The sequence below is a fragment of the Phytohabitans kaempferiae genome, assembly GCF_042433955.1.
In the GTDB taxonomy this organism is placed as follows: domain Bacteria; phylum Actinomycetota; class Actinomycetes; order Mycobacteriales; family Micromonosporaceae; genus Phytohabitans; species Phytohabitans kaempferiae.
On the sequence record NZ_JBHLUH010000012.1, the window covers coordinates 218715 to 242052 of the forward strand.

The following is a 23338-nucleotide window of genomic DNA, read 5'->3' on the forward strand; positions in this document are numbered from 1 at the left end:
GACAGCCTAGACCCAGAACGGTGACGCTGCGCAACATCGTTCTGGTAGCGGTGGGCTCGCGGAGCGTTACGAAAGCCCTGGTAGGAGCGTTCGGCAAGCTGCGGGACTCGGTTTGCGTCACCCTCTAACGCTCCCAAGTGTCCCACACCTCCTACAACGCGTGACGGTCTCGTCGGTCACGTCAGCCAATCGACAAACCAGTAAATCTACTCAAATTACCCACCAAGGTGGGCGTCATTCGCGGACGGTCAACGGTGGCACGCCGCACGGTAGGCGCCCGCACATCCCGTCCGTCAACCACGGATACCCCGTGAGTACGGCTCACATTCGCAGATCGTTCGGCGAACGCGCCGAAGATCAAAATCGATCCGACGGGCGGTAGACGCCCCAGACCTCGCGCAGTGCCCCACTGACCTCTCCCACGGTCGCACGCCTCCGCAATGCCTCGCGCATCGGGTACAGCACGTTGCCGGAGCCCTCGGCCACGGCGCGCAGCTCCGCCAGGGCACGCTCGACGGCGCCCGCGTCCCGGGTCCGGCGCAGCTCCGCGAGGCGGGCCGCCTGCGCCTGCTCGATCGCCGGGTCGACACGGAGCGGCTCGTACGGCTCCTCCTCGTCGAGCGCGAACCGGTTGACGCCCACCACGACTCGCTCGCCCGCGTCGATCTGCCGCGCCACTCGGTACGCCGACGCCTCGATCTCCCGCTTCTGGAAGCCCGACTCGATCGCCTCCACGGAGGAGCCGTGTGCGAACACGCGTTCCATCAGCTCCTCGGCCGCCGTCTCGATCTCGGCCGTCATCGCTTCGACCACATAGGACCCTGCGAACGGGTCTACAGTGGACGTGAGATCAGTCTCGTACGCCAACACCTGTTGCGTACGCAGCGCGAGCCGGGCCGCCTTCTCGGTCGGCAGCGCGATCGCCTCGTCGAAGCTGTTGGTGTGCAACGACTGCGTGCCGCCGAGCACCGCGCCGAGACCCTGCACCGCGACGCGTACCAGGTTGACCTCGGGCTGCTGCGCGGTGAGCTGCACGCCGGCGGTCTGCGTGTGGAAGCGGAGCATCCACGACTTCGGATCCTTGGCGCCGAACTCCTCGCGCATCAGCCGCGCCCAGATCCGCCGTGCGGCGCGAAACTTCGCCACCTCTTCAAGGAGCGTGGTGCGCGCCACGAAGAAGAATGACAGCCGGGGCGCGAAGTTGTCGATGTCCAGCCCGGCGGCGAGCGCGGCGCGCACGTACTCCACGCCGTTGGCGAGCGTGAACGCGATCTCCTGCACGGGCGTCGCGCCCGCCTCGGCCATGTGGTAGCCGGAGATGGAGATCGTGTTCCACCGCGGCACCCCCTCCCGGCAGTACGCGAACGTGTCCGCGACCAGGCGCAACGAGGGCTTCGGCGGGAAGATGTACGTCCCCCGGGCGATGTACTCCTTCAGGATGTCGTTCTGGATCGTGCCGTTGAGTGCCGTCCCGGCCACCCCCTGCTCCTCCGCCACCAACTGGTAGAGCAGCAGGAGCAACGCGGCCGGCGCGTTGATCGTCATCGACGTGGAGACCTTGTCGAGCGGGATGCCGTCGAAGAGCACTCGCATGTCGTCGAGCGAGTCGATCGCCACGCCGACCTTGCCCACCTCGCCGTGCACCATCGGGTCGTCCGAGTCGTACCCCATCTGAGTGGGCAGGTCGAACGCGACGGAGAGGCCGGTCGTGCCGGCGGCGAGGAGCTGGTGGTAGCGAGCGTTGGACTCGGCCGCGGTGCCGAACCCGGCGTACTGCCGCATGGTCCAGGGGCGAGATGTGTACATCGTCCCGTAAACGCCCCTGGTGTACGGGTATTCACCAGGCGCACCGAGGCGTGTCGTGAGGTGATCCGGGAGATCGTTCTCGTCGTATACGGGTTTGATGGGAAAGCCCGACTCGCTCATCACCGGATGGTAGGGCTCGACCAACCGGTCTCGTGTGACCTGTACCGCACAACTAGCGGCCGTCCGATGGTGCAGCCAGCACCGCGGTCGTCCCTGAGCCTGATGGTTCGCTCGCAAGCTCGCTCACGTACGCTGGGCCGCCAACCAACCACAACCAGTGAACCCGGGCCCCGCGGCTTTTCTCCGGGCGAACTACCCCGCAAGATAGGGGGGTTGGTTTCCCGGCCCCTCGATCCCCCTCGGTGGCATAACCAGTGACTCAGATTCCGACGTGGAGTGGCGGACAAGTCAGCCCCACCAACGGACGCGCGGCACCAGGCACCACCATCGGCGGGCGGTACGCGCTGCGTGCGGCCGTGGGGCATGGCGGCATGGGCACGGTCTGGCGTGCCGCCGACACCCTTCTGCGCAGGGATGTCGCCGTCAAGGAGGTCATCCTTCCCCCCGGGCTGGCGCCGAGCGACCGCGACGCGATGTACGAGCGCACGCTGCGCGAGGCCCGCGCCGCCGCGGCCCTCCAGCACCCCGCGGTCGTGCAGGTGTACGACGTGGTCCACGAAACCGGTCGGCCGTGGATCGTGATGGAGCTGCTCGACGCGCGCAGCCTCGCCGACATGATCATTGAGGACGGCCCGGTCGCCCCCCGCGCGGTCGCCAAGATCGGCATCGCGCTGCTCGGCGCGCTCGAGGTCGCCCACGCGATCGGCGTGCTGCACCGCGACGTCAAGCCGGCCAACGTGCTGATCTGCACCGACGGCCGGTGCGTGCTCACCGACTTCGGCGTCGCCCGGATGCCCACCGACGTGCAGCTCACCACGCCCGGCATGGTGCTCGGCTCGCCCCACTTCATCTCGCCCGAGCGGGCCATGGGGCAAGACTTCGGTCCGCCCAGCGACCTCTTCTCGCTCGGCGTGACGCTCTACACCGCGGTCGAGGGGCGGCCCCCGTTCGACAAGGGCGACCCGATCGAGACCATGCACGCCGTGGTCGAAGACCCGCCCGCCCCGCCGACCCGGGCCGGACCGCTCACCCAGGTGCTCTTCGGCCTGCTGGAAAAGGACCCGGCCCGGCGCTACGACGTCAACCTCGCCCGCAACATGCTGCGCGAGCTGCTCGCCGGCCCGCTGGCCAGCAAGGCACCGGCGCACATGATGACCGATCCGTACGCGGTGGTCCCCACGCAGCGCGTCGGCTGGCAGCCGCCCATACCGGCCCCGCCGCCGCAGCCGAGCGGGCAGATCGGTGGGCGGGCGATGCTCCAGCCCGGCGAGTCCCTCACCGACCGCCTGCGCGAGTTGCAGAAGGGGGGCGCCGCCCCGCAGTCGCCCGCGCCAGCCGGGGTCCCGCGTTTCGACGAGCCGACCGGCATCGCGACGACCGCGCCGATCCCGCCCACCGCACACGTGCCCTCCGCCGCCCGGTACGACGCGCCCACCGGTGCCCAGCCGGCCTGGGAGCAGCCCGGTTGGGGCCCGCCCGGCGGCCAGCCGGCGAGCCGGGGCGCCGCGCTCGCGGAGACCGCCCGGCGCAAGGGCTCGCAGCTGGTCACCACGATCAAGGGATGGCCGCGCAACGTCCAGATCGCCGCGGCGGCCGGTGTCGCCGCGGTCGTCCTACTCGGCAGCATCGTGCTGCTCAGCGGCGGCGGCGACACGCCCAACACCCCCACGCAGGCGGGCGCGGAGACCTCGGCGCCGGCCGCACCACCGTTCGAGACGCAGCAGCACGCCGAGCGCGGCGTCGCCGTCAACGTGCCCAAGGGCTGGGCGAAGAGCGGCAAGGACGACCAGGTCTTCATCGACTACACCGACCCCGACGACCGGGGGCGCCGCGTGCGCATCCTGGTCGAAAACTCGCGGGCCGAGCCGGTGCAGTTCCTCCAGGCCGCGGGCAACCGGCTGCGCGACAACGTGTCGAAGAACTGCGCCCGGCCGTACGCCGAGCTGGGGCTCACCGAGGTCGAGGTCGGCGGCAAGCCGGCCGCTGAGCTGGAGTACACCTGCGGGGAGGGCGACAGCATGCGGCACGGCGTGTGGCGCGCCATCGTCGAGGACGGCAAGGCGTACTCGTTCTACCTGACCACGCCGGAGAGCAAGTTCGCCGACAGCAAAGCGATCTTCGACGAAATGGTGCGCACGTTCGAACTCACCGCGTGACGCGAAGGGCGCACTTCGGCCCTCCCGCGCGCGCCAGTAACGGACACGTGCTATCAAAGCGGCATGGAGGACTTGCGCGAGCGCGCACTCGCTTGGCTCGATGACGACCCCGACCCGGAGAGCCGCGACGAGTTGCGCGCCGTGCTCGACCGGCTGCCGAGCAGCGCGGCCGACCTGGCCGACCGGTTCGCCGGCACGCTGGAGTTCGGCACCGCGGGGCTGCGCGGCCCGCTGCGCGCCGGCCCCAACGGCATGAATCTCGCCGTCGTCACCAGAGCGGCGGCCGGGCTGGTCGGCTGGCTCACCGCCCGCGGGGCGCAGGGTCCGCTCGTCATCGGGTACGACGCGCGGCGCGGCTCCCGTTCCTTCGCCGAGCAGACCGCGCGCGTGGCGACCGGGGCGGGCCGCGAGGCGCTGGTGCTCCCGCACCCCCTGCCGACGCCCGTGCTGGCGTACGCGATCCGCAAGCTCGGCGCCGCGGCCGGCGTGATGGTGACCGCCAGCCACAACCCGCCGCAGGACAACGGATACAAGGTCTACCTCGCCGACGGCGCGCAGATCGCTCCGCCGGTCGACCGTGAGATCGAGGCGGCCATCCAGGCGGTGGGGCGCCTCGCCGACGTGCCGCTGGGCGAGCCGGGCCAGGTGCTCGGCGAAGACCTGGTCACCTCCTATGTAGACAGTGCGGTGGCGGTGCTCGACCCGGACGGCCCGCGTGACCTCGCGGTGGCGTACACGCCGCTGCACGGGGTCGGCGCGGCGGTGCTCGGCGCCGCGTTCGCCCGCGCCGGCTTCGCCCGCCCGGCCGTGGTGGCGGAGCAGGCCGAGCCCGACCCGGCGTTCCCCACGGTGGCGTTCCCCAACCCGGAGGAGCCGGGCGCGATCGACCGCATGATCGCGCTCGCCACCGCCAACGGCGCCGACATCGCGATCGCCAACGACCCCGACGCCGACCGGTGCGCCGTGGCCATCCCCGACCCGGTGCGCGGCTGGCGGATGCTCCGCGGCGACGAGGTGGGCGTGCTGATCGCCGACCACCTGATGCGCCAGGGCAAGCACGGGCTGTACGCCACCACGATCGTGTCGTCCTCGCTGCTCAAGGCGTTGTGCGCGGCACGCGGGCTGCCGTACGCCGAGACGCTCACCGGTTTCAAGTGGATCGTGCGGGCCGGCGACGGGCTGGTCTTCGGCTACGAGGAGGCGCTCGGCTACTGCGTGGCGCCCGACCACGTACGCGACAAGGACGGCATCACCGCCGCGCTGACCGTGGCCGAGCTGGCCGCCGGGCTGAAGGCGGAGCTGCGCACGCTCGCCGACCGGCTGGACGACCTGGCCGCCGAGTTCGGCGTGTACGTGACCGACCAGCTCTCGGTGCGGGTCGACGCGCCGCACGAGATCCAGGACATCATGGCCCACCTGCGGCAGAAGACGCCCGGCGCGCTCCTCGACGAGCCGATCACGTCGGTGGAGGACCGGCTCCCCGACGCCGACGTGGTGATACTGCGGACCGAGACCGCCCGCGTGGTGGTCCGGCCATCGGGCACCGAGCCGAAGCTCAAGGCGTACCTGGAGGTCGTCGAGCAGGTGGTGGATGACGACGTGGCCGGTGCCCGCGAACGCGCCACCGCCTCGGTGCGGGCGCTGCGCACGGAGACGGCGGCCGCGCTCGGCATCTGGTGAGGTGGTGGCGCGGGGCGCGCCTCCGGCGTCAGCCGGCCGCGGGGCGGGGCGCGCCCAGCGCTTGGTCGATGGCCTTGGCCAGGGCGGCGATGACCAGCGCGACCGAGGGGCGGATCGTCGACTCCTCCAGGCTCACGTTGCCGGTGAAGCCCGCGCCGCCGCCGATCCGCTCGAGCTGGTTGTGCGCCTCCTGGATCTCCGCGCCGGAGAGCCCCAGCGTCGGCTCCATCCGCACGGCCGCGACCAGCGTGGCCAGTGCGGCGGTGCGCTCGGCCGGCACCTCCTCCCCGGTCAGCGCCTTGCCCAGCCGCTCCCGCACCTCGGTCTCCACCGACTCGTCGATCGTCGGGTAGCGGTGCAGGTGGACGTAGCCGTCCATGGCGGTCTCGTCGACGTCGCAGATCACCCCGCGGGCGCACAGGTCGGCGAGGACGCGCGTGCGCAGCCCGTGGCGCAGCCGCTGCACCCACGACGCGGGCGTGTGCGGCGTGTCGGCGCCGATCCGGGCCAGCACCTCGTCGGCGATCGGCTCACCGGTCGGCTTGCCGTCGACGACGATGATCGTGCCGTCGGAGTACGCGATGCGGCCGGCGAGCGCCAGCTCCACCAGCACCGCCGCGGCCATCCCCAGATCGAGACCGATCCGCGAGCCGACGGCTTTGCCCGACTCATTGTCATACGCGAGCAGGAGTAGTTCCTCGGGCAACGCAACGGAGCTCATGGCCCCGAACGCTAGCCGGTCCGCGCGCATCATGCACTAACCTGCGCGAGTGCAGGCAATACTCGCCACGTTGGGCTACGTCCTGTCGGCCGATCGGCGACAAATTCTCATGATCCACCGCAACGCCCGCCCCGACGACGTGCACTTCGGCCACCACAACGGGCTCGGCGGCAAGCTCGAGCCGGACGAGGACGTGGTGGCCGGCATGCGCCGGGAGATCCGCGAGGAGGCCGGCATCGAGTGCGCCGAACTGGAGCTGGCCGGCACCGTCTCGTGGCCCGGCTTCGGGCGCGCCGGCGAGCACTGGTTCGGCTTCCTCTTCCGGGTCACCGAGTGGAGCGGCGAGCCGTACGAGCGCAACCCCGAGGGCACGCTGGTCTGGCGCGACGTCGCCGACGTACTCGCCGGGCGCGTACCCATGTGGGAGAGCGACCGGCACTTCCTCCCGCTCGTGTTCGCACAGCGGCCGCGGGTCTTCCACGGGGTGATGCCGTTTGCCGGCGGGCGGGCGCTGAGCTGGTCGTACACCGAGCTCTGACGCTCAGAAGCGGGGCATCCCGCCAAACTGGCGGTCGCCCGCGTCGCCCAGACCCGGCACGATGAACGCCTTGTCGTTGAGCCCTTCGTCGATCGAGGCCGTGACCAGGCGCAACGGCAGGCCGGACTGGTCGAGCCGCTCGATGCCCTCCGGGGCGGCGAGCACGCAGAGCACGATGATGTCGGTGCAGCCGCGGTCGGCGAGCAGGCGGCAGCAGTGCTCCAGCGAGCCGCCGGTGGCGAGCATCGGATCGAGCACGAAGACCGGTCGGCCGGCGAGGTCGACGGGAAGCGACTCCATGTACGCGCGCGGCTCGAACGTGTGCTCGTCGCGGGCCAGCCCCACGAACCCCATCGACGACTCGGGCAGCAGCGCGAGGGCCGCGTCGGCCATGCCCAGCCCGGCGCGGAGCACCGGCACCAGCAGCGGAGGGTCGGCGAGGCGCGTGCCCTGGGTCGGGGCGACCGGCGTGTCGACGGGGTAGTGCTCGACGGCCAGGGGACGGGCGGCCTCGTACACGAGCATGGTGGTGAGCTCGTGGAGCGCGGCGCGGAACGCCGCCGAGTCGGTGCGGGCGTCGCGCATCGCGGTAAGGCGCGACTGGGCCAGGGGGTGATCAACGACGAGTACGTCCACGGCGGTCAACCTACCGTTGCGCACGTCAACGCCGCAGACGCCACCGGGCGGCGTGGCTTGCGGGCGGGCGACCGCCCGCGCGGAGCGCGAGCCGACATCGGCGTGTCTAGACTCGGCGTATGACGGCGACAGCGACGTCGGCGGCGCTGGCCGACATAGGGCGCTCCGATGCGACATTGCGCGCGTTTCTCCATGGATTGCCTGGTGTGGACCAGGTCGGAGCCGAGCAGCGCGCCGCCATGCTGAGCACTCGCTCGATCAAGACGACCGCCAAGGCGTGGGCGATCGACCTGGCCATCCGCATGGTCGACCTGACGACCCTCGAAGGCGCCGACACCCCCGGCAAGGTGCGGGCGCTCTCCGCCAAGGCGCGCCGCCCCGACCCGGCCGACCCGTCGTGTCCCGCCGTCGCGGCCGTGTGCGTCTACCCGTCGATGGTGCCCGTCGCCGCGCCCGAGCTGGCCGGCTCCGGTGTGCACCTGGCGAGCGTGGCCACCGCGTTCCCGTCCGGGCAGGCGCCGCTCGACGTCAAGCTCGCCGACACCAGGGCCGCGGTCGCCGCCGGGGCCGACGAGATCGACATGGTGATCAGCCGGGGCGCCTTCCTCGCCGGCCGCTACCAGGAGGTCTTCGAGGAGATCGCCGCCGTCAAGGATGCCTGCGGCAGCGCGCACCTCAAGGTGATCCTGGAGACCGGCGAGCTGGCGACGTACGACAACGTGCGCCGCGCCTCCTGGCTCGCCATGCTGGCCGGCGGCGACTTCATCAAGACCTCGACGGGCAAGGTGCCGGTCGCCGCCACGCTGCCGGTGACGCTGGTGATGCTGGAGGCGGTGCGCGACTTCCGGACGATGTCGGGGCGCCAGGTGGGGTTCAAGCCGGCGGGCGGCATCCGCACCACCAAAGACGCCGTCAAGTATCTCGTGGTGGTCAACGAGACCGCCGGCGCCGACTGGCTCGACCCCGACTGGTTTCGCTTTGGCGCCTCCACGCTCCTCAACGACCTGTTGATGCAGCGCACCAAGCTGAAGACCGGACGCTACTCCGGTCCAGACTACTTCACTGTGGACTGACGATGTTCGAATACGCTCCCGCACCCGAGTCGCGCTCCATTGTGGACATAAAGCCGTCCTACGGCTTGTTCGTCGACGGGAAGTGGGTCGACGGCGAGGTGCGCGACAAGACCGTCAACCCGGCCAACGAAGAAGTGCTCGCCGAGGTCGCCTGGGCCACCGAGTCCGAAGTAGACACTGCGGTGCGGGCGGCTCGCGTGGCGTACGAGAAGGTCTGGTCGAAGATGCCGGGCCGCGAGCGCGCCAAGTACCTCTTCCGCATCGCCCGCATCATCCAGGAGCGCGCCCGCGAGCTGGCGGTGCTGGAGTCGCTCGACAACGGCAAGCCGATCCGCGAGTCGCGCGACGTCGACCTGCCGCTGGTCGCCGCCCACTTCTTCTACTACGCCGGCTGGGCCGACAAGCTGGAGTACGCCGGGTTCGGCCGGAGGCCGGCAGATGGGCTCGGCGGCCCTTCGCCGCGGCCCCTCGGCGTCGCCGGCCAGGTGATCCCGTGGAACTTCCCGCTGCTGATGCTGGCGTGGAAGATCGCGCCTGCGCTGGCCTGCGGCAACACGGTCGTGCTCAAGCCGGCCGAGACCACGCCGCTGACCGCGCTGGTGTTCGCCGAGATCTGCCAGGAGGCGGAGCTGCCGCCCGGTGTGGTCAACATCGTGACCGGCGCGGGCGAGACCGGGCACGCGCTGGTGTCGCACCGGGGCATCGACAAGGTGGCGTTCACCGGCTCGACCGACGTGGGCCGGGCCATCGCGCGCGCCGTCGCCGGCACGCGCAAGAAGCTCACGCTGGAGCTCGGCGGCAAGGCGGCCAACATCGTCTTCGACGACGCCCCGATCGACCAGGCGGTCGAGGGGATCGTCAACGGCATCTTCTTCAACCAGGGGCACGTCTGCTGCGCCGGCTCCCGGCTGCTCGTACAGGAGTCGGTGTACGACGAGGTGCTGGCCTCGCTCAAGCGGCGGATGGCACTGCTGCGCGTCGGCGACCCGCTCGACAAGAACACCGACATCGGCGCGATCAACTCGGCGGCCCAGTTGGAGCGCGTCCGCACGCTCTCCGAGATCGGCTCGGAGGAGGGCGCTGAGCGGTGGTCGCCGCCGTGCGAGCTGCCGGAGCGCGGCTTCTGGTTCGCGCCGACGATCTTCACGGGCGTGACCCAGGCACACCGGATCGCCCGCGAGGAGATCTTCGGGCCGGTGCTCTCGGTGCTCACCTTCCGCACGCCGGCCGAGGCGGTCGACAAGGCCAACAACACGCCGTACGGGCTCTCCGCCGGCGTCTGGACCGACAAGGGCTCGCGCATCCTGTGGATGGCCGACCGGCTGCGCGCAGGCGTGGTGTGGGCCAACACGTTCAACAAGTTCGACCCGGCGTCGCCGTTCGGTGGTTACAAGGAGTCCGGCTACGGTCGCGAGGGCGGCCGGCACGGTTTGGAGGCGTACCTTGACGTCTAGTCGCCTTGCCGTCCGGAAGACGTACAAGCTCTTCATCGGCGGGAAGTTTCCGCGCAGCGAGTCAGGGCGGTCGTATCTCGTGCAGGACGCCAACGTGGCACTGGCCTCGCGCAAAGACGTACGCGACGCGGTCGTCGCCGCCCGCGCCGCGGTGAAGGGCTGGTCGGGCACCACCGCGTACAACCGGGGGCAGATCCTCTACCGGGCGGCGGAGATGCTGGAGGGGCGGCGCGACCAGTTCGTGGCGCTCGGCGAACCCGAGGCCGAGGTCGACGCCGCGATCGACCGCTGGGTCTGGTACGCCGGCTGGTCCGACAAGATCGCCCAGGTGTACGGCAACGCCAACCCCGTCGCCGGCCCGTACTTCAACCTCTCCTCCCCCGAGCCCACCGGCGTGGTCGGCGTGGTCGCCCCGCCCGAGTCGCCGCTGCTGGGGCTGGTCAGCGTGGTGGCGCCGGCGATCGTGACCGGCAACACGGTGGTGGCGCTCGCCGCCGAGGATCGCCCGCTCGCCGCGGTCACGCTCGCCGAGGTGCTGGCGACGTCCGACCTGCCCGGCGGCGTGGTCAACCTGCTGACCGGCAAAGTCGCCGAGACCGCGCCGTGGCTGGCCGCCCACATGGACGTCAACGCGCTCGACCTGGCCGGCGTACGCGAGGACGCGCTGGCGACCTCGCTGGAGGAGGCCGCGGCCGAAAACCTCAAGCGCGTGCTGCGCCCACCGGCCGAGCCGGTCGACTGGAGCGCCGGCCCGGGCGTCAGCCGGATTACCGCGTTTCTGGAGACCAAGACTGTCTGGCACCCCAAGGGCATTTAGCCGGTCTTTTCCAGCTCGCTGAGAGCGGCCTGGCCGATGCGCTGGTAGGCGCCTGAGACGCCGAGCTTGAAGTGTTCGACGCTCGCGTCCCTCGGGTCGGTCGGATGCCGATCGACGATCCAGTACTCCGGGATGCCGGCACCGGCGTAGATCCGCGGCTTCACCACACGATCCTCGACTGCGGTGTCCGGTGAGACCACCTCGACGACGATCGCGACGTCGGCGGGGTCGTGGCACGAGGCGTCGGGGTCCGGTTCGGCGAAAAGGACCATGACGTCCGGGCACCGGACCGTGGTCCGGCTGATCCGCATGCCCTGCCGGCCGTAGGCATACGGCCGCAGGTTGGCGACCCGATGGCAGGCATCCGCGTGCCAGAGCGTGCGCGGCGCGATCAGGATGAGTCGACCACTGTCGATCTCAAAACGAATTCCATCCCGTTCGAGCACACCGAGCGCGCCGACATCGCCTTCGGTGAGCGGAGTGCGGAACTCGATCGGTAACGTCACCATCTCGCCCCCTTGTGCGCATCCTGCCAGTGGACGACGTGGGCGGCCCACCCCATCGTGGCCATCGCGTGTAGGCGGATGGCCGGGATGTGTCGGTAGGATCGAGGGCGTGATGCGGCTGGGTGAGTTGGAGCGCGCGGTGATGGACGTGCTGTGGGATCGCGGCACGCCGTTGACCGTGCGGGAGGTCGCCGAGGCCCTGCAAAACCGCGAGCTGGCATACACCACCGTCATGACGGTCCTCGACCGGCTGGCCGGCAAGGAGATGGTCGAGCGGGAGCGGGCCGGGCGGGCGTGGAGCTACCGGCCGGCGGCCAGCCGCGAGGCATACATCGCTCAGCTCATGCTCGACGCCCTCGACCTCTCCAGCAGCCGCGACGCGGCATTGGTGCGCTTCGCCCGCTCGGTGAGCGGCACCGAGGCGGAGGTGCTCCGAGCCGCCCTCGCTGAGGAAGCCGCGGACGGGAAAGACTGACCGCCATGGTGTACGCCGTGCATTTCGCCGGGGCCGTGCTGGCGTGCTACCTCATCGCCCAGGTCCTGACCCGCTCCACCTGGACCTACAACTCACCACGCGTCGCGATCGTCTGCTGGCAGGCGGTGGGTCTCGCGCTGGGGCTGGCCGCGATCGGGCTGCCGCTGTCGGCGGGGTTGGAGCCCTACCACGACGGCGTGGGCAACGCGCTGTTCCGCCTCGCCTCGGGTGAGCTGGCGCCGGGCTTCGGGCCGCCGCACGTGGCGCTGGTGCTGGCCGGCTTCGGCGTGGGCGGGGTGCTGATCGGCACCACGATCACCTGCGGCCTGCGCGCGATCCGCGCCCAGCGCCGCCACCGCGACCTGCTCACCCTCGTCGCCCGCGATGACCCGGCCGCGCCCGGCGCGCTGGTGCTCGACCATCCGAGCGCGGCGGCCTACTGCCTGCCGGGCGTGCGGCCGACCGTCGTGGTCAGCGCCGGCACGCTCAGCCTGCTCGACCGGGCCCAGCTCGCCGCGGTGCTCAGCCACGAGCGGGCACACGCCGACGAGCGGCACGACCTGGTGCTGCTGCCGTTCACGGCGCTGTGCCGGGCGCTGCCCTGGGCCGGCTGGGTCCGGGCCGCCCGCGACACGGTCGCCCTCCTCGTGGAGATGCGCGCCGACGACCGGGCGCGGCGCCACCACATGGATGGCGCACTCGCCGCCGCGCTGCTGCGCTTCGCGTCCGCACCGTCACGCGTCACTCCGGCGGGCGCCCTCGGTGTCGCTGGCACCACGCCGGAGAGCCCCGCGGGCCTGGTCGCGCGGCCGGTCCGTCCGCTGCCGATCACCCTCGGGATCGCCGACAATCACCTCGACGCCCGCGTGCGGCGGCTGCTCACCACCGGTCGCCCGCCGCGCGTGCGGGGCGCGATCGCCCTCGGGGTCACCGCCACGCTGGTCGTCACGACCGTCGCCCTGTTCGTCGGCTAGCGGATCTGTCCCAAGAGACAGACCTGGGCTACCGCGCTGTCCGCCGCGGTCCATGCCGCCGCTCCCTCCGCGATACACAACCCCACCGCACGGGCGTCCTGCCCCGCGTCGTGGTCCGGACGTGCTCTCCGGGCTTCGCCGGCCACCGCGCTCCCATGTAGAGTTTTCTACTACGCGGCGTCGTAGCATTACGTCCTACAGGTGGCATGAGTGAAGGGCTTACCGGGGAGGGGGCCGAATGGACCCGCTGTTCCTCGCGCGCCCTCGGTTCGCGACCGCCACCTCTGCGCTTCCGGTGCTCGAAGGCGAGCTGCTCGCCGGCCTGTACCCGGCGGTCGTGCTCGCCCTCGCCGGCGTGCTCGTGGTCACCGCGGCGGTGCGGCTGCGCAGCCGGCCCGAGGAGCCCACCGAGGACCGCGCCCCAACCGAGCGCGGTGAGCGCGCTGCCCCCGGTGACGGCCCGGTCCCAGATGGTGTGGCTGCGGGCCACGCCGAGGGCGTGGGGCACATCGTCATCCCGTTCGCGGGGGCCTCGGCGGTGACGCTGCTCACCCTCGTGGCGGTACACGGCGCCGCGTTCCTCGCGCCGCGCCGGCCGGGCGTTGGTTTGGCGGCCATGTCGGTGGCGCTGGTCGGCACGGCGCCGCGGCTGCTGAGCTGGCTGGCGGTGCCGCTGGTTCCGGTCTTACTAAGCTTTCAGGTGATGTCCTGGTGGATCTTCCGTGGACGGATCGGCGGCAGGGACCCGGTGTACTGGTGAGTCGCCGCCCCTTCGATCCACGCCTGCTACGCCGGGTCCCCGCGACCCGGCGGCAGTTCGCCGCGCTCGGCCTCCTCGGTGTGGCCGCCGCGGTGGTGGTGCTCGCCCAGGCCACGACGCTCGCGGCGCTCCTGGCGGCCGCCTTCGACGGGCGGCTCGATCGTGCGGCGCTGGCCGGGTTCGTGGCGGCGGTGGCCGCGCGGGCGGGCGTGGTGTGGGGGCAGGGCGTGGTGGCGGCCCGGGCGGCGGCCACCGTCAAGGCGGCGCTCCGCGGCGAGCTGCTCGGCGCGGTGGGGCAGCGCGGGCCGGCCTGGGTCGCGGGGCAGCGGGCCGGCGAGATCGCCACGCTGGCCGGGCGCGGGCTCGACGCGCTGGACGCCTACTTCACCGGCTACCTGCCGCAGCTCGTGCTCGGCGTGACCGTGCCGGTGGCGGTGCTGGGGCGGATGGTCTTCGCCGACTGGAGCTCGGCCCTGATCGTCGCGGTGACGCTGCCGCTCATCCCGATCTTCGGCGCGCTGCTCGGCTGGCAGACCGAGGCGGCCACCAAGCGGCAGTGGCGGCGGCTGGCGATGCTCGGCGGCCACTTCCTCGACATGGTGTCGGGGCTGCCCACGCTGCGCGCGTTCGGGCGGGAGCGGGCCCAGGTCGAGACCGTCCGGCGGATGGCCGACGAGCACCGCTCGGCGACGATGCGGACGCTGCGCATCGCGTTCCTCTCCGGGCTGGTGCTGGAGCTGGTCGCCACGCTCTCGGTGGCGCTGGTCGCGGTGCCGATCGGCCTGCGGCTGCTCGACGGCGGGATCGGGCTGGAGACGGCGCTGCTGGTGCTGCTGCTCGCCCCGGAGGCATACCTGCCGCTGCGCGCGGCGGGCGCCCGCTTCCACGCCAGCATGGAGGGGCTGACCGCGCTCGACGCCGCGCTCTCGTTCTCCACTGTGGAGACTCCGGAGCGGTCCGGCGTCGCGCCAGGGCCGGTGCGGGAGGTCCGGCTGGAGTCGGTCACCGTGGCGTACGACCGCACGGTCGCCCTCAAGGACGTCTCGCTGACCATCCGGGCCGGCGAGCGAGTGGCGATCATCGGGCCGAGCGGGGCGGGCAAGAGCACGCTGCTCGGGCTGCTGCTCGGCTTCGTGCAGCCGACCGAAGGACGCGTGCTCGTCGACGGTGTCGACCTGGCCACGCTCGACCTGGACGCGTGGCGGGAGCGGCTGGCATGGGTACCGCAGCGGGCGCACCTCTTCGCCGCCTCGCTGGCCGACAACATCCGGCTCGGCGCCCCTGACGCCCCTGACGAGGCGGTGCGGATCGCGGTCAAGGCGGCGGCGCTCGACGAGGTCGTCGAGGCGCTGCCCGAAGGGCTGGAGACCGTGCTCGGCGAGCGCGGCCACGGCCTGTCCAGCGGGCAGCGGCAGCGGGTCGCGCTGGCCCGGGCGTTCATCCGGGACGCACCGATCCTGCTCCTCGACGAGCCGACCGCGCGCCTCGACGGCGGTTCCGAGGCGGCCGTACTCGACGCGACGCGGCGACTCGTGGCCGGCCGCACCGCGCTGATGGTGGCCCACCGCCCCGCGCTGCTCGCCGAGGCCGACCGGGTGATCCGGGTCTGCGAGGGACGCGTGGTGACGCTGGCGGAGGCGGTGGCATGACTCCCGTCCTGAAGCTCGCCCGGCCGTACCTCGGCCAGTTGGTCGGTGCCGGGCTGCTCGCCGCCGCCACCGAGGTCGCCGGGGTCGCGCTGATGGCGACCGCGACCTGGCTGCTCATGACCGCCGCCGGCCAGCCGCCGCTCAACGCGCTCACGGTCGCGATCGTCTCGGTACGGGCGCTGGCGATCGGGCGGGGCGTGCTCCGGTACACCGAGCGGCTCACCGGCCACGACGCGGTGCTGCGGATCCTCACCGACGTACGGGCCCGGGTCTTCGCCACGCTCGCCGGCCAGCGCACGGCGGCCCGCTCCGGCGACTCGCTCAGCCGCGTGGTGTCCGATGTGGACGCCGTGCAGGACCTGCTGCTCCGGGTACTCGTGCCGGGCGCGGCGGCCGCCACGGTCGGCGTACTGGCGGTGGGCGGAGCCGCGCTCATCTCCCCGGCCGCCGCGACCGCGCTGGTGGTGGGGCTGCTCGGCGCCGGAGTGGCGCTACCCGCGGCGGCCACCGCGTCGACCCGCCACATCGCGGCACGGGTCGCCCCGCTGCGCGGCACGCTCGCCAACGACGCGGTCGACCTGACCCACGGCGCCGCCGACCTCGCCGCGTACGGCGCGACCGGTGCGGCCCTGCGCGCGGCCCGCGAGCGGGCGGACGAGCTGGCCCGGCTGGAGCGGCGGCTCGCCACGGCGGGGTGGGCGGTGGACGCGGCGGGCGTACTCGTCTCCGGCGCCACCGCCGCCGCGGTGGCCGTCGTCGCGCTGCGCGCCGGCGTCGACGGCGTACTCGTGGGCGTGCTGGCCGTCGGCACGCTCGCCGCGGTGGAGACCTGCCTCGCGCTGGTCGCCGCGGCCCGGCAATGGACGGGGCTGCGCACGCCGCTGGCCCGGGTCTCCGCGCTGCTCACGCCTCCTCCGCCGGTAGCCGCGCAGCCGGTGGACCTCGCTGACATCACGGTGCGATACCGCGCCGACGGCCCGCCCGCGCTCGACGGCGTGCGCGTCGACCTGCCGGCCGGCCGCCGGCTCGCGGTCGTCGGCCCGAGCGGTGCGGGCAAGAGCACGCTGCTGGCGGCGCTCGCCGAGTGGGGCGGGTCGCCGCGAGAGGTGGGCGGACTGCTCGCCGAGGCGCACGTGTTCCACGCCACCGTGCGGGAAAACCTCCTCCTCGGCCGCCCCGACGCCACCGACGACGACCTGGCCTCGGCCGCCGCGGCGGCCGGGCTCCTCGACTGGGTACGGGAGCAGCCGGACACCTGGGACACCGTGGTGGGCGAAGACGGGGGCCAGCTCTCCGGCGGGCAGCGGCAGCGGCTCGCGCTGGCCCGGGCGGTGCTGCTCGACCCCGCCGTGCTCCTGCTCGACGAGCCCACCGAAGGGCTCGACCCGGCCGCCGCCGACGAAGTGCTCGCCGGTGTGCTGGCCGCCGCGCGCGGTGCGGTGGTGCTGGTCACGCACCGGCTGCGCGGGCTGGCGGGGCTGGACGAGATCATCGTGCTCGACGGTGGCCGTGTGGTGAGCCGCGGCACGCACGCCGAGCTGGTCGAGACCCCTGGCTGGTACCGCGACCAGTGGCTCGCCCAGGAGGCGGCCGAGCGCGGCTACGTCGCCGCCCGCCCTTAAGGGCAGCTCCCCGATGCTGCGGCAGCGGTGGCCGTGGCACGCTCGGGAACGTGCCCGCTCCCATCGACGAGTACGTCCACAGCCTCGGCCGCGCGCTCGCCGGTCCCGGCCGCCTCAAGGGCGACATGCTGCGCGAGGCACGGGACGGGCTGGTCGACGCCGCGGCGGCGTACCAGGATGAAGGGCTGCCCCGGGCGGAGGCGGAGCGGCTCGCGGTGGCCCAGTTCGGCGAGGTCGGCGCCCTGGCCCCGGCCTACCAGGCGGAACTCGGTATCGGCGCGGCCCGGCGGATGGCGCTGCGGATGGCGCTGATGGGCGCGGTCTTCGCCACGCTGACCGAGGTCATGTGGCGCGGCTCGCCGTGGTCGACCTCGACGACCGGGCCCTACCCGCCCACGCTCTACCTGTTCATTTCCGAGGCCCAGGACCACTTCGGATACGTGTTGGCCGGTCTGGCCCTGTCGGTCTACCTGTGGCTGGCGTGGTCGGCCCGGCGCGGCCGCCAGACCGGGCGCCACGCGGTGCGGGCGATCGGCCTGGTCACCCTCTCGGTCGTGCTGGTCACCTGGCTCTCCGGCACTGTCCTCTACCTGTGGTCGCTCCGGCTGTGGGACGCCGCGCTCACCTGGCCGCCGATGCTGGCCGGCGGGCTGCTGGTCGGCGCCGCCTACGTCTGGCTCCTGCACTCGACGGCGACCTGCCTGATCGCCACCTCGCGCCGCCGCGCCCTCGCGTCGTAGCGGGCCGCCCTCGGCACCACCGGTCGTGGCTGGGGCCCCGCGTCGCCGCCCCCGCGCCGTGACAGACGGCCGCACGGTCAGGTCGTGGGCCGGCCGGGGGTCAGGTCGCGGTCAGGTCGTGGGCCGGCGGTGGCCGGTAAGGCCGTGGGCCGGCGGCGCGGTCAGGCTGGAGCTGGCGGTGGGGTTTCGGTGCCCAGAAAGCGGCCGACGGTCAAACTGAGCTCCTGCCAGCTGGCCCGCTCGCCGGCGAGCGCGCGGTGGCCGGAGCTGGTGAGCCGGTAGGTGCGCCGCTCCCGGCCATTGACCGTGCTCCACTCGCTCTCCACGTGGCCCGCGCGCTCCAGGCGCCGCAGTGCGGGATAGATGGTGCCGGTGGGAAGGTTGAGCGTGCCGTCGCTGCGCGACTTGAGCGCCTCGATGATCGCGTAACCGTGCAGTGCGCCGCCCTCCAGCACGGAAAGCAGCAGCGCATCCAGGTGTCCGTGCAGGGCCTGCGACTTCATAGGTAGCAAGGCTACCGATTGGTGCGGAGATCTCCAACGGGGTGCGGGCGCTCACCACACAGCCGGGGCTACTACTGTGTGCGCAGAGTCGCCGGCCCGACAGCCATCGGACCGGTGCCAGACCTGAGCCCACACGGAGGTCAGCGTGGCCCGCCAGTCGCCCAACCGGCCGGACGCCGACAAGCCCGAGCCCGACCTCGAGATCGACGAAGATCTCGACGAGGCCGGCGACGAGATCGATGACGACGAGATCGAGGAGGAGGCGGCGACCTCCCGGTCGACCTCGTCCGGCAGCTCGGCACTCTGGGCCGACACCAAGATCGATCCGGTCGAGATCGCGCTCCCCTCGGGCGTGGGCTACACGCTGCGGGCATACCGCCTCTCCACGTCGCTGACCCCGACCGACATCGGCGACCGCGAGGAGGAGGACCTCTTCGCGGCCAAGGCCAAGCACGCGGTGCCGGATGAAGACGACGACACCGTGGTGATCCTCGACGACGACTTCCCGAGCGAGGAAGACGAAGAGGACGAGGACGACGAGACCTCGCGCCGCGGCAAGCACGCCCGCACCGAAGACGCCGAGGAGCCGTCGGCCGAAGACTTCGAAGACGAGGAGGAAGAGGAGGCGGCCGAGGATGTCCCGGTCTTCCTCAGCCACCGCGGACGGCTCCTGCTCTTCAAGAGCCCCGAGTCGCTGGTGACCTTCGTGCGCTCGGGCGCGCCCAACGACCTCGCCCAGGTCGAAGGATGGGCCGATCTGGTCGAGCGGATCCAGCCGGCCGACGTGGCGCCTTCCGACGAAGACTCGTACGAGCTCGATCTGGTCGTGGAAAACCTGCGCGGTGGGCACGACACGTGGGACTTCAACCTGTTGATCGAGGCAGGCGAGGCGGCCCGCGATTTGTCGTACGCCCTGCGTCTCAACCCGGTCCTTACCGCCCTCGCCCCGGGCTCCCCGCTCGATGACCTTGACGAGGCACTCCGTGCCGCCGCGGGCGGTGGCCTCGGCGCTTTCCGGGGTCGCCGGCGACTGAAGAAAATCGGGGCACAACAGGCAAGTCTCGGCTGGCGCACGATTATCGGCAAGATCTCTGCCGCTGTGGACTGGCGCGACTGACCCCTCACCAGGGAGCATCAGTCCTTGGCACACGCTTAAGTCCGGGGAGGAGGACGACGCCGTGGCGCTCGTGCGCGTGTACTGCGGTCTGGCGTCGGCGGATCCGACAGCGCGAGAGGCCTCGGCCGAGTCGCGTCTGACAGTCGCCGTCGTCGATGACGCGGGCCGGCTGCTCGACGTCTGCGAGATCAGTGACGACCCGGCGGGCTATGCCCAGTTGGGCTCGTTGCTCGTAGAGCGCTCCAGCGGGCCGACCGGCGTGGCGATCGCCGCGGACAGTGACGATCACCTGGTCACGTCGCTCCTCACCGCAGCCGGGCGCCCGCTCGCCATCGCCGACGACGACGCGGTCGACGATTACGCGGAGCGTTTCGCCGATGACGAGTCGGTGGAGGAGATGCAGTCTCCCGCCGACGAGCGGCGGGCCGTCGGCCTCGCGCGTGCCCTCCAGGCCGGTGCCCTCTCCGCGGTCGCCCTCCCCGTGCCGCGAGATCTCCTGGCATACAAGCCGGTGCTCGCCGCGCACGCCGCACTCTGCAACGGCCGGCTCTCCGCCGCTGTGGCACTGCGCGAGGTGCTCCGCGAGCTCTACCCCGCGGCCCTGCGGGCCTACCCCGATCCGGCCGAGCCGGTCTCGCTCGCGGTGCTCGACGCGCTGCCCGAGCCGAGCCTGCTCAACGGCACCGCCAGCGGGCGAGGGCGCGAGACGACGTCCGCCACCGACGCGGTGATCAGCCAGCTCGCCGCCGAGGGCGTCGCCGACGCCGAGACGGTCGCCGAAAAGGTCACCGCGCTGCGCGTGGCGATCGCCGAGACGCCGCGCCGCGGCAGCGCCAACAAGGCGCTGGTGCCGGCGGTGTCAGAGGCGGTGCGCCAGGCCGTCGCCGCCGTGCGCGCCTGCGACCTGGGCTGCGAGGCGCTCGTCTCCACGCTCAACGCCCGCCTGACCGTTCCGCCCGCTGCCGGGCGCCGCACCACCGTGCGCCGGCCCGGTGCCGGTGCCGCACCGTCCGCTCCGGCCCTGACCGGCCTACACTCGGTCCGTCCCCCGGCCGAGGAGCCGGCGCCGACCCGCGTCGGCCGCCGCGCCCGCCCCGAGCCGGCCGCCGCCAGTGCCGCGCCCACGCTGCCGCAGGCGGTGACCACGCCGCCGGTGGCGCCCGCCCCGGTGAGCCGCCCGCCGGTCGCGCCGCCGCCGATCAACCGGCCCGCCGCCGCGCGCGGTGGTGACACCGGCCGCCGCCACGCCGAGCCGGCCGGTCGCCCCGCGCCGCATGGCCAGCCCGCCGCACCGCCGGCTCTCCCCTCCGCGCCGCCGCTCGCACCGGCCGCCTCGGCCGAGCCGCCCGTCCGGCCGTCCGTGGCGCCACCGCCGGCGGGCCGGCCGATGACTCCGCCGGTCGCCCCGGCCGCGATCAGCGCCCCCACGCCGCTGCCGATCCGCTCGTCGGCGCCGCCCGCCCGGCCCGCCATGCCTGCGGCGCACTCGGGCGAGGGCTCCGACACCGCCCAGATCGCGCTGCCGCTCTCCCGTCCCGAGCCGCCCCGGCCGCCGGAGCCCGCACGCACACCTGAGCCGGCCCGCGGGCTGGAGCTGCCGCGCGCGCCCGAGCCCGCGCCCAACCGGCCGATCTCCGCGCCGCCGCCCCCGCCGCCCGGCATCACCCCGATCGCGCCGGCCGCCGTCGTGCCCAGCCAGCGCGGTCTGGCACCGGCCGACAGCGGCGAGCCGTTCCGCGCCACGCTCACCACGGCCGCGATCAACAGCGCCCGCGCCGAGCGCCAGCGCCCCACGCCGATCCCGCCGCGCCCCAACACTCGGCACGACGCGCCACCAGCGCATCAGGGTGGCGCACCCACTCAGAGTGGTTTTGGTGCTACGGATTTGAGTGTGCCTCTGCCACGACACGCGCCCGAGCCCGGCTCCCGCGCCAACTGGCCCCTGGTCAACTCGTCCGAGAGCGACCGCTCCCGCGTCGACGCCGAGCCGTCCCGGCCGCGCCTCGACGCGGAGCCGGCGCCGCCCCGCGTGGAGGCCGACCCGGCAGCCCGCGGAGGGAGCCACCAGCGGGCAAACGGCGACCGTTCCTACTCGGCATACAGCGAGCTGGATCGACCGGCTCAGCAGGCCGCTCAGGACGGTCGCGTCACGCCCCCGTGGCAGGCCGACGACCTTCCCCAGGAGCCGCCGATGCTGCGCCTGGTCGAGCCGCCGCCGCTGGCCGACCGCGCGCTCGACGACCGCCCGCTCACCGGTCTGACCGCATTGGACGCTCCGTCACTGCGCCTGGTCGACACCGAGGCGATCGACCGGGGCGCCCGCACCGCCCGTTCCCGGCGCGCGGTCGAGCGCAGTGCCGTGCCGGTGGCCGAGGAGGGCGACGGCGACCTGCTGATCTTCGCCCAGACCCGGTCGGCGTGGTTCGTCGGTCACCCGGAGGAAGACCAGCTCGACTGGGCCTCCTCGGCCGACACCGGCTGGCGCGCCGCCGAGCAGGCCGCCAAGCCGTCGGTGGGCGCGGAGACGAGTTCGGGCCTGCCCCGGCGCGTCCCCCAGGCCAACCTCGTGCCCGGCTCCGCCCTGCCGCCCCGGGAGGAGCGCCCGCTGCGCATCGTCCGCGACGCGCAGAGCATCGCCGCCCACACCACCGGCTACTTCCGCGGCTGGCGTCGCGGGCAGGAGATCGGCGGTTACGCGGTCGGCGGTCGCCCCGGTCGCGAGTCGGCCGGCGGTTGGGACTTCAGCCGCGACTCCGTGGGCCGCGAAGACGAATACCGCTCCGCCGGCTACCGTTCCTGACCTTTCCGCACCCCTGGCCGCCTGGCGCGTCCTCAATGGACCCGCCAGGCGGTTTGGTTTCCACCGACAGTCGTAGGTCGGTCTCGCCCGGGAGCGATCAGGCACCGGACCGACGGCCCAGCTCATGTCCGCAGTGGACGGACCGGGTCACCGACACGCGACAGCAAACAGCCGCCGACGGGCTCAAGGCCCGTCGGCGACGATGTCTTGCTGCCCTCAGGCGGGAGCGACCGCCCGGGAACGGCGCATGCTCAGCACGTACTCCACAAGGGAAATGAGAACGTGCTTTGTGGACTCACGGTTGCGGGCGTCGCAGCTCACCACGGGGATCTCGCTGGAGATGGCGAGCGCGTCGCGCACATCCTGCGGGTCGTGGTACTGCATACCGTCGAAGCAGTTGATGGCCACGAGGTACGGCAACCGCCGGTGCTCGAAGAAGTCGATCGCCGCGAAGCAGTCGGCGAGTCGACGTGTGTCGACGAGCACGACCGCGCCGATGGCTCCCCGCACCAGCTCGTCCCACATGAACCAGAACCGCGTCTGGCCAGGGGTGCCGAACAGGTAGAGGATCAGGTCGCGGTCGATCGAGATACGACCGAAGTCCATCGCCACCGTGGTGGTGGTCTTGCCCGGCACCTGCCGGGTGTCGTCGACACCGACGCCGGCCGACGTCATGATCGCCTCGGTGGTCAGCGGCGTGATCTCCGAGACCGAGCCGACCAGCGTCGTCTTGCCGACGCCGAAACCACCGGCGATGACGATCTTCGCCGATGTCACGCGGCCCGTCACCGGCGGGCGATGCGACGTGTCAGAGCCTGCGAAGTCCACTCAGCACCCTCTCCAGCAGTTCAGTGCCCACCGCGTCATTGGCGTCGTCGAGGGACGTCGGCTCGTACACCGCGAGCAGGCCGTCGGCGGCCATGTCGGCGATGAGGACCCGAGCCACCCCGAGCGGCAACTGCATCCGTGCGGCGATCTCCGCAAGCGACTGCAGCCGGCCGTCACAGAGCGCGGCGATGTATTGATGCTCCCGACCCTGACCGCCCTTGGTCGCACCCGCGGACCGACCCCGAACGGTGGTCTCGACGAGCGCTTCGAGCGCGATCTCAAGCCTGGGACGGGTCCGGCCGCGGGTAACGGCATACGGTCGGACCAGCGCACCGGTCGGCTCATCGCGTTCCGCCATCATCG

20 protein-coding genes and 1 pseudogene are annotated in these 23338 nt (G+C 72.7%); 14 read left to right on the forward strand and 7 right to left on the reverse strand.

The genetic code is table 11. The features are described from left to right. Window positions 1–357: 357 nt before the first annotated feature. Window positions 358–1926 carry an acyl-CoA mutase large subunit family protein gene (locus ACFFIA_RS10655; RefSeq protein WP_377249278.1) on the reverse strand — a complete coding sequence of 523 codons (1569 nt, stop codon included), beginning with the start codon at window positions 1924–1926 and terminating at the stop codon, window positions 358–360. Between the two features lie 254 nt (window positions 1927–2180). On the opposite strand from ACFFIA_RS10655, the gene ACFFIA_RS10660 reads away from it, so the two are divergent. Together ACFFIA_RS10660 and ACFFIA_RS10665 are read left to right on the forward strand one after the other, a co-directional pair. Further along, window positions 2181–4082, forward strand: a complete 1902-nt coding sequence (locus tag ACFFIA_RS10660; protein WP_377249280.1) for a protein kinase domain-containing protein — start codon at window positions 2181–2183, stop codon at window positions 4080–4082. 63 nt (window positions 4083–4145) lie between these two features. Further along, entirely contained in the window at window positions 4146–5762 is a 1617-nt protein-coding gene (locus tag ACFFIA_RS10665) for a phospho-sugar mutase (protein ID WP_377249282.1), read from the forward strand. Window positions 5763–5790: 28 nt separating this feature from the next. Here ACFFIA_RS10665 and ACFFIA_RS10670 read toward each other — a convergent pair whose 3' ends face one another. Beyond that, on the reverse strand, window positions 5791–6483 hold the full coding sequence (locus tag ACFFIA_RS10670; protein WP_377249284.1) for a GOLPH3/VPS74 family protein: 693 nt from the start codon (window positions 6481–6483) through the stop codon (window positions 5791–5793). A gap of 49 nt (window positions 6484–6532) precedes the next feature. Here ACFFIA_RS10670 and ACFFIA_RS10675 point away from each other — a divergent pair, with 49 nt between their 5' ends. Then, window positions 6533–7021, forward strand: coding sequence for an NUDIX hydrolase (locus ACFFIA_RS10675; RefSeq protein ID WP_377249286.1), 489 nt, complete (start codon window positions 6533–6535; stop codon window positions 7019–7021). Window positions 7022–7024: 3 nt separating this feature from the next. Here the strand turns inward: ACFFIA_RS10675 and upp are convergent, their stop codons facing one another. Next, on the reverse strand, window positions 7025–7657 hold the full coding sequence (upp, locus tag ACFFIA_RS10680; RefSeq protein WP_377249288.1) for a uracil phosphoribosyltransferase: 633 nt from the start codon (window positions 7655–7657) through the stop codon (window positions 7025–7027). Between the two features lie 119 nt (window positions 7658–7776). Here upp and deoC point away from each other — a divergent pair, with 119 nt between their 5' ends. From deoC to ACFFIA_RS10695, 3 genes are read left to right on the forward strand one after another with little or no spacing between them, the layout of a single operon-like run. Beyond that, entirely contained in the window at window positions 7777–8730 is a 954-nt protein-coding gene (deoC, locus tag ACFFIA_RS10685) for a deoxyribose-phosphate aldolase (RefSeq protein WP_377249290.1), read from the forward strand. Window positions 8731–8732: 2 nt separating this feature from the next. Continuing rightward, window positions 8733–10184 carry an aldehyde dehydrogenase family protein gene (locus ACFFIA_RS10690; RefSeq protein WP_377249292.1) on the forward strand — a complete coding sequence of 484 codons (1452 nt, stop codon included), beginning with the start codon at window positions 8733–8735 and terminating at the stop codon, window positions 10182–10184. Continuing rightward, window positions 10174–11001, forward strand: coding sequence for an aldehyde dehydrogenase family protein (locus tag ACFFIA_RS10695; RefSeq protein ID WP_377249294.1), 828 nt, complete (start codon window positions 10174–10176; stop codon window positions 10999–11001). Before ACFFIA_RS10690 ends, ACFFIA_RS10695 begins: the two co-directional genes overlap by 11 nt. Here the strand turns inward: ACFFIA_RS10695 and ACFFIA_RS10700 are convergent. Beyond that, the gene (locus ACFFIA_RS10700) at window positions 10998–11510 is read right to left on the reverse strand and encodes a Uma2 family endonuclease (RefSeq protein ID WP_377249296.1); all 513 of its coding nucleotides are present in this window, start codon (window positions 11508–11510) and stop codon (window positions 10998–11000) included. The two genes, ACFFIA_RS10695 and ACFFIA_RS10700, sit on opposite strands and share 4 nt — an antisense overlap. A gap of 106 nt (window positions 11511–11616) precedes the next feature. Here ACFFIA_RS10700 and ACFFIA_RS10705 point away from each other — a divergent pair. The 6 genes and pseudogenes from ACFFIA_RS10705 to ACFFIA_RS10730 all read left to right on the forward strand — a co-directional run. Then, a pseudogene (locus ACFFIA_RS10705) lies at window positions 11617–11955 on the forward strand (BlaI/MecI/CopY family transcriptional regulator); the annotation flags it as partial. A gap of 32 nt (window positions 11956–11987) precedes the next feature. Further along, on the forward strand, window positions 11988–12956 hold the full coding sequence (locus tag ACFFIA_RS10710; RefSeq protein ID WP_377249298.1) for a M56 family metallopeptidase: 969 nt from the start codon (window positions 11988–11990) through the stop codon (window positions 12954–12956). A 238-nt stretch (window positions 12957–13194) separates the two neighbouring features. Further along, window positions 13195–13716, forward strand: a complete 522-nt coding sequence (locus tag ACFFIA_RS10715) for a hypothetical protein (RefSeq protein ID WP_377249300.1) — start codon at window positions 13195–13197, stop codon at window positions 13714–13716. After that, window positions 13713–15365 (forward strand): thiol reductant ABC exporter subunit CydD, encoded by a 1653-nt coding sequence (cydD, locus tag ACFFIA_RS10720; protein ID WP_377249302.1) that lies wholly within the window; start codon window positions 13713–13715, stop codon window positions 15363–15365. The genes ACFFIA_RS10715 and cydD overlap by 4 nt, the downstream gene beginning before the upstream one ends. Then, entirely contained in the window at window positions 15323–16987 is a 1665-nt protein-coding gene (gene cydC / locus ACFFIA_RS10725; RefSeq protein WP_377249735.1) for a thiol reductant ABC exporter subunit CydC, read from the forward strand. The genes cydD and cydC overlap by 43 nt, the downstream gene beginning before the upstream one ends. Before the next feature lie 50 nt (window positions 16988–17037). Then, entirely contained in the window at window positions 17038–17727 is a 690-nt protein-coding gene (locus tag ACFFIA_RS10730; RefSeq protein WP_377249304.1) for a permease prefix domain 1-containing protein, read from the forward strand. 161 nt (window positions 17728–17888) lie between these two features. On the opposite strand, the gene ACFFIA_RS10735 is transcribed toward ACFFIA_RS10730, so the two are convergent. Further along, window positions 17889–18230, reverse strand: a complete 342-nt coding sequence (locus tag ACFFIA_RS10735) for a PadR family transcriptional regulator (RefSeq protein WP_377249306.1) — start codon at window positions 18228–18230, stop codon at window positions 17889–17891. Between the two features lie 145 nt (window positions 18231–18375). On the opposite strand from ACFFIA_RS10735, the gene ACFFIA_RS10740 reads away from it, so the two are divergent. Both ACFFIA_RS10740 and ACFFIA_RS10745 read left to right on the forward strand, forming a co-directional pair. Beyond that, window positions 18376–19347: a SatS C-terminal domain-containing protein gene (locus ACFFIA_RS10740; RefSeq protein WP_377249308.1), complete on the forward strand. Its 972-nt coding sequence runs from the start codon at window positions 18376–18378 to the stop codon at window positions 19345–19347. A gap of 61 nt (window positions 19348–19408) precedes the next feature. Beyond that, window positions 19409–22147, forward strand: a complete 2739-nt coding sequence (locus ACFFIA_RS10745) for a transposase (RefSeq protein ID WP_377249310.1) — start codon at window positions 19409–19411, stop codon at window positions 22145–22147. Window positions 22148–22363: 216 nt separating this feature from the next. Here ACFFIA_RS10745 and ACFFIA_RS10750 read toward each other — a convergent pair whose 3' ends face one another. Together ACFFIA_RS10750 and ACFFIA_RS10755 are read right to left on the reverse strand one after the other, a co-directional pair. Further along, window positions 22364–22975 (reverse strand): GTP-binding protein, encoded by a 612-nt coding sequence (locus ACFFIA_RS10750; protein ID WP_377249312.1) that lies wholly within the window; start codon window positions 22973–22975, stop codon window positions 22364–22366. Further along, window positions 22956–23333, reverse strand: coding sequence for a DUF742 domain-containing protein (locus tag ACFFIA_RS10755; protein ID WP_173058844.1), 378 nt, complete (start codon window positions 23331–23333; stop codon window positions 22956–22958). The genes ACFFIA_RS10750 and ACFFIA_RS10755 overlap by 20 nt, the downstream gene beginning before the upstream one ends. Between the last annotated feature and the right edge of the window lie 5 nt (window positions 23334–23338).

Excerpts from the sequence above, each read along its gene's own strand:
- ACFFIA_RS10655 (WP_377249278.1), bottom strand. The coding sequence starts at position 1,926 with ATGAGCGAGTCGGGCTTTCCCATCAAACCCGTATACGACGAGAACGAT.
- ACFFIA_RS10665 (WP_377249282.1), top strand. The coding sequence starts at position 4,146 with ATGGAGGACTTGCGCGAGCGCGCACTCGCTTGGCTCGATGACGACCCC.
- ACFFIA_RS10670 (WP_377249284.1), bottom strand. The coding sequence starts at position 6,483 with ATGAGCTCCGTTGCGTTGCCCGAGGAACTACTCCTGCTCGCGTATGAC.
- deoC (WP_377249290.1), top strand. The coding sequence starts at position 7,777 with ATGACGGCGACAGCGACGTCGGCGGCGCTGGCCGACATAGGGCGCTCC.
- ACFFIA_RS10690 (WP_377249292.1), top strand. The coding sequence starts at position 8,733 with ATGTTCGAATACGCTCCCGCACCCGAGTCGCGCTCCATTGTGGACATA.
- ACFFIA_RS10700 (WP_377249296.1), bottom strand. The coding sequence starts at position 11,510 with ATGGTGACGTTACCGATCGAGTTCCGCACTCCGCTCACCGAAGGCGAT.
- ACFFIA_RS10710 (WP_377249298.1), top strand. The coding sequence starts at position 11,988 with ATGGTGTACGCCGTGCATTTCGCCGGGGCCGTGCTGGCGTGCTACCTC.
- ACFFIA_RS10715 (WP_377249300.1), top strand. The coding sequence starts at position 13,195 with ATGGACCCGCTGTTCCTCGCGCGCCCTCGGTTCGCGACCGCCACCTCT.
- ACFFIA_RS10735 (WP_377249306.1), bottom strand. The coding sequence starts at position 18,230 with ATGAAGTCGCAGGCCCTGCACGGACACCTGGATGCGCTGCTGCTTTCC.
- ACFFIA_RS10755 (WP_173058844.1), bottom strand. The coding sequence starts at position 23,333 with ATGGCGGAACGCGATGAGCCGACCGGTGCGCTGGTCCGACCGTATGCC.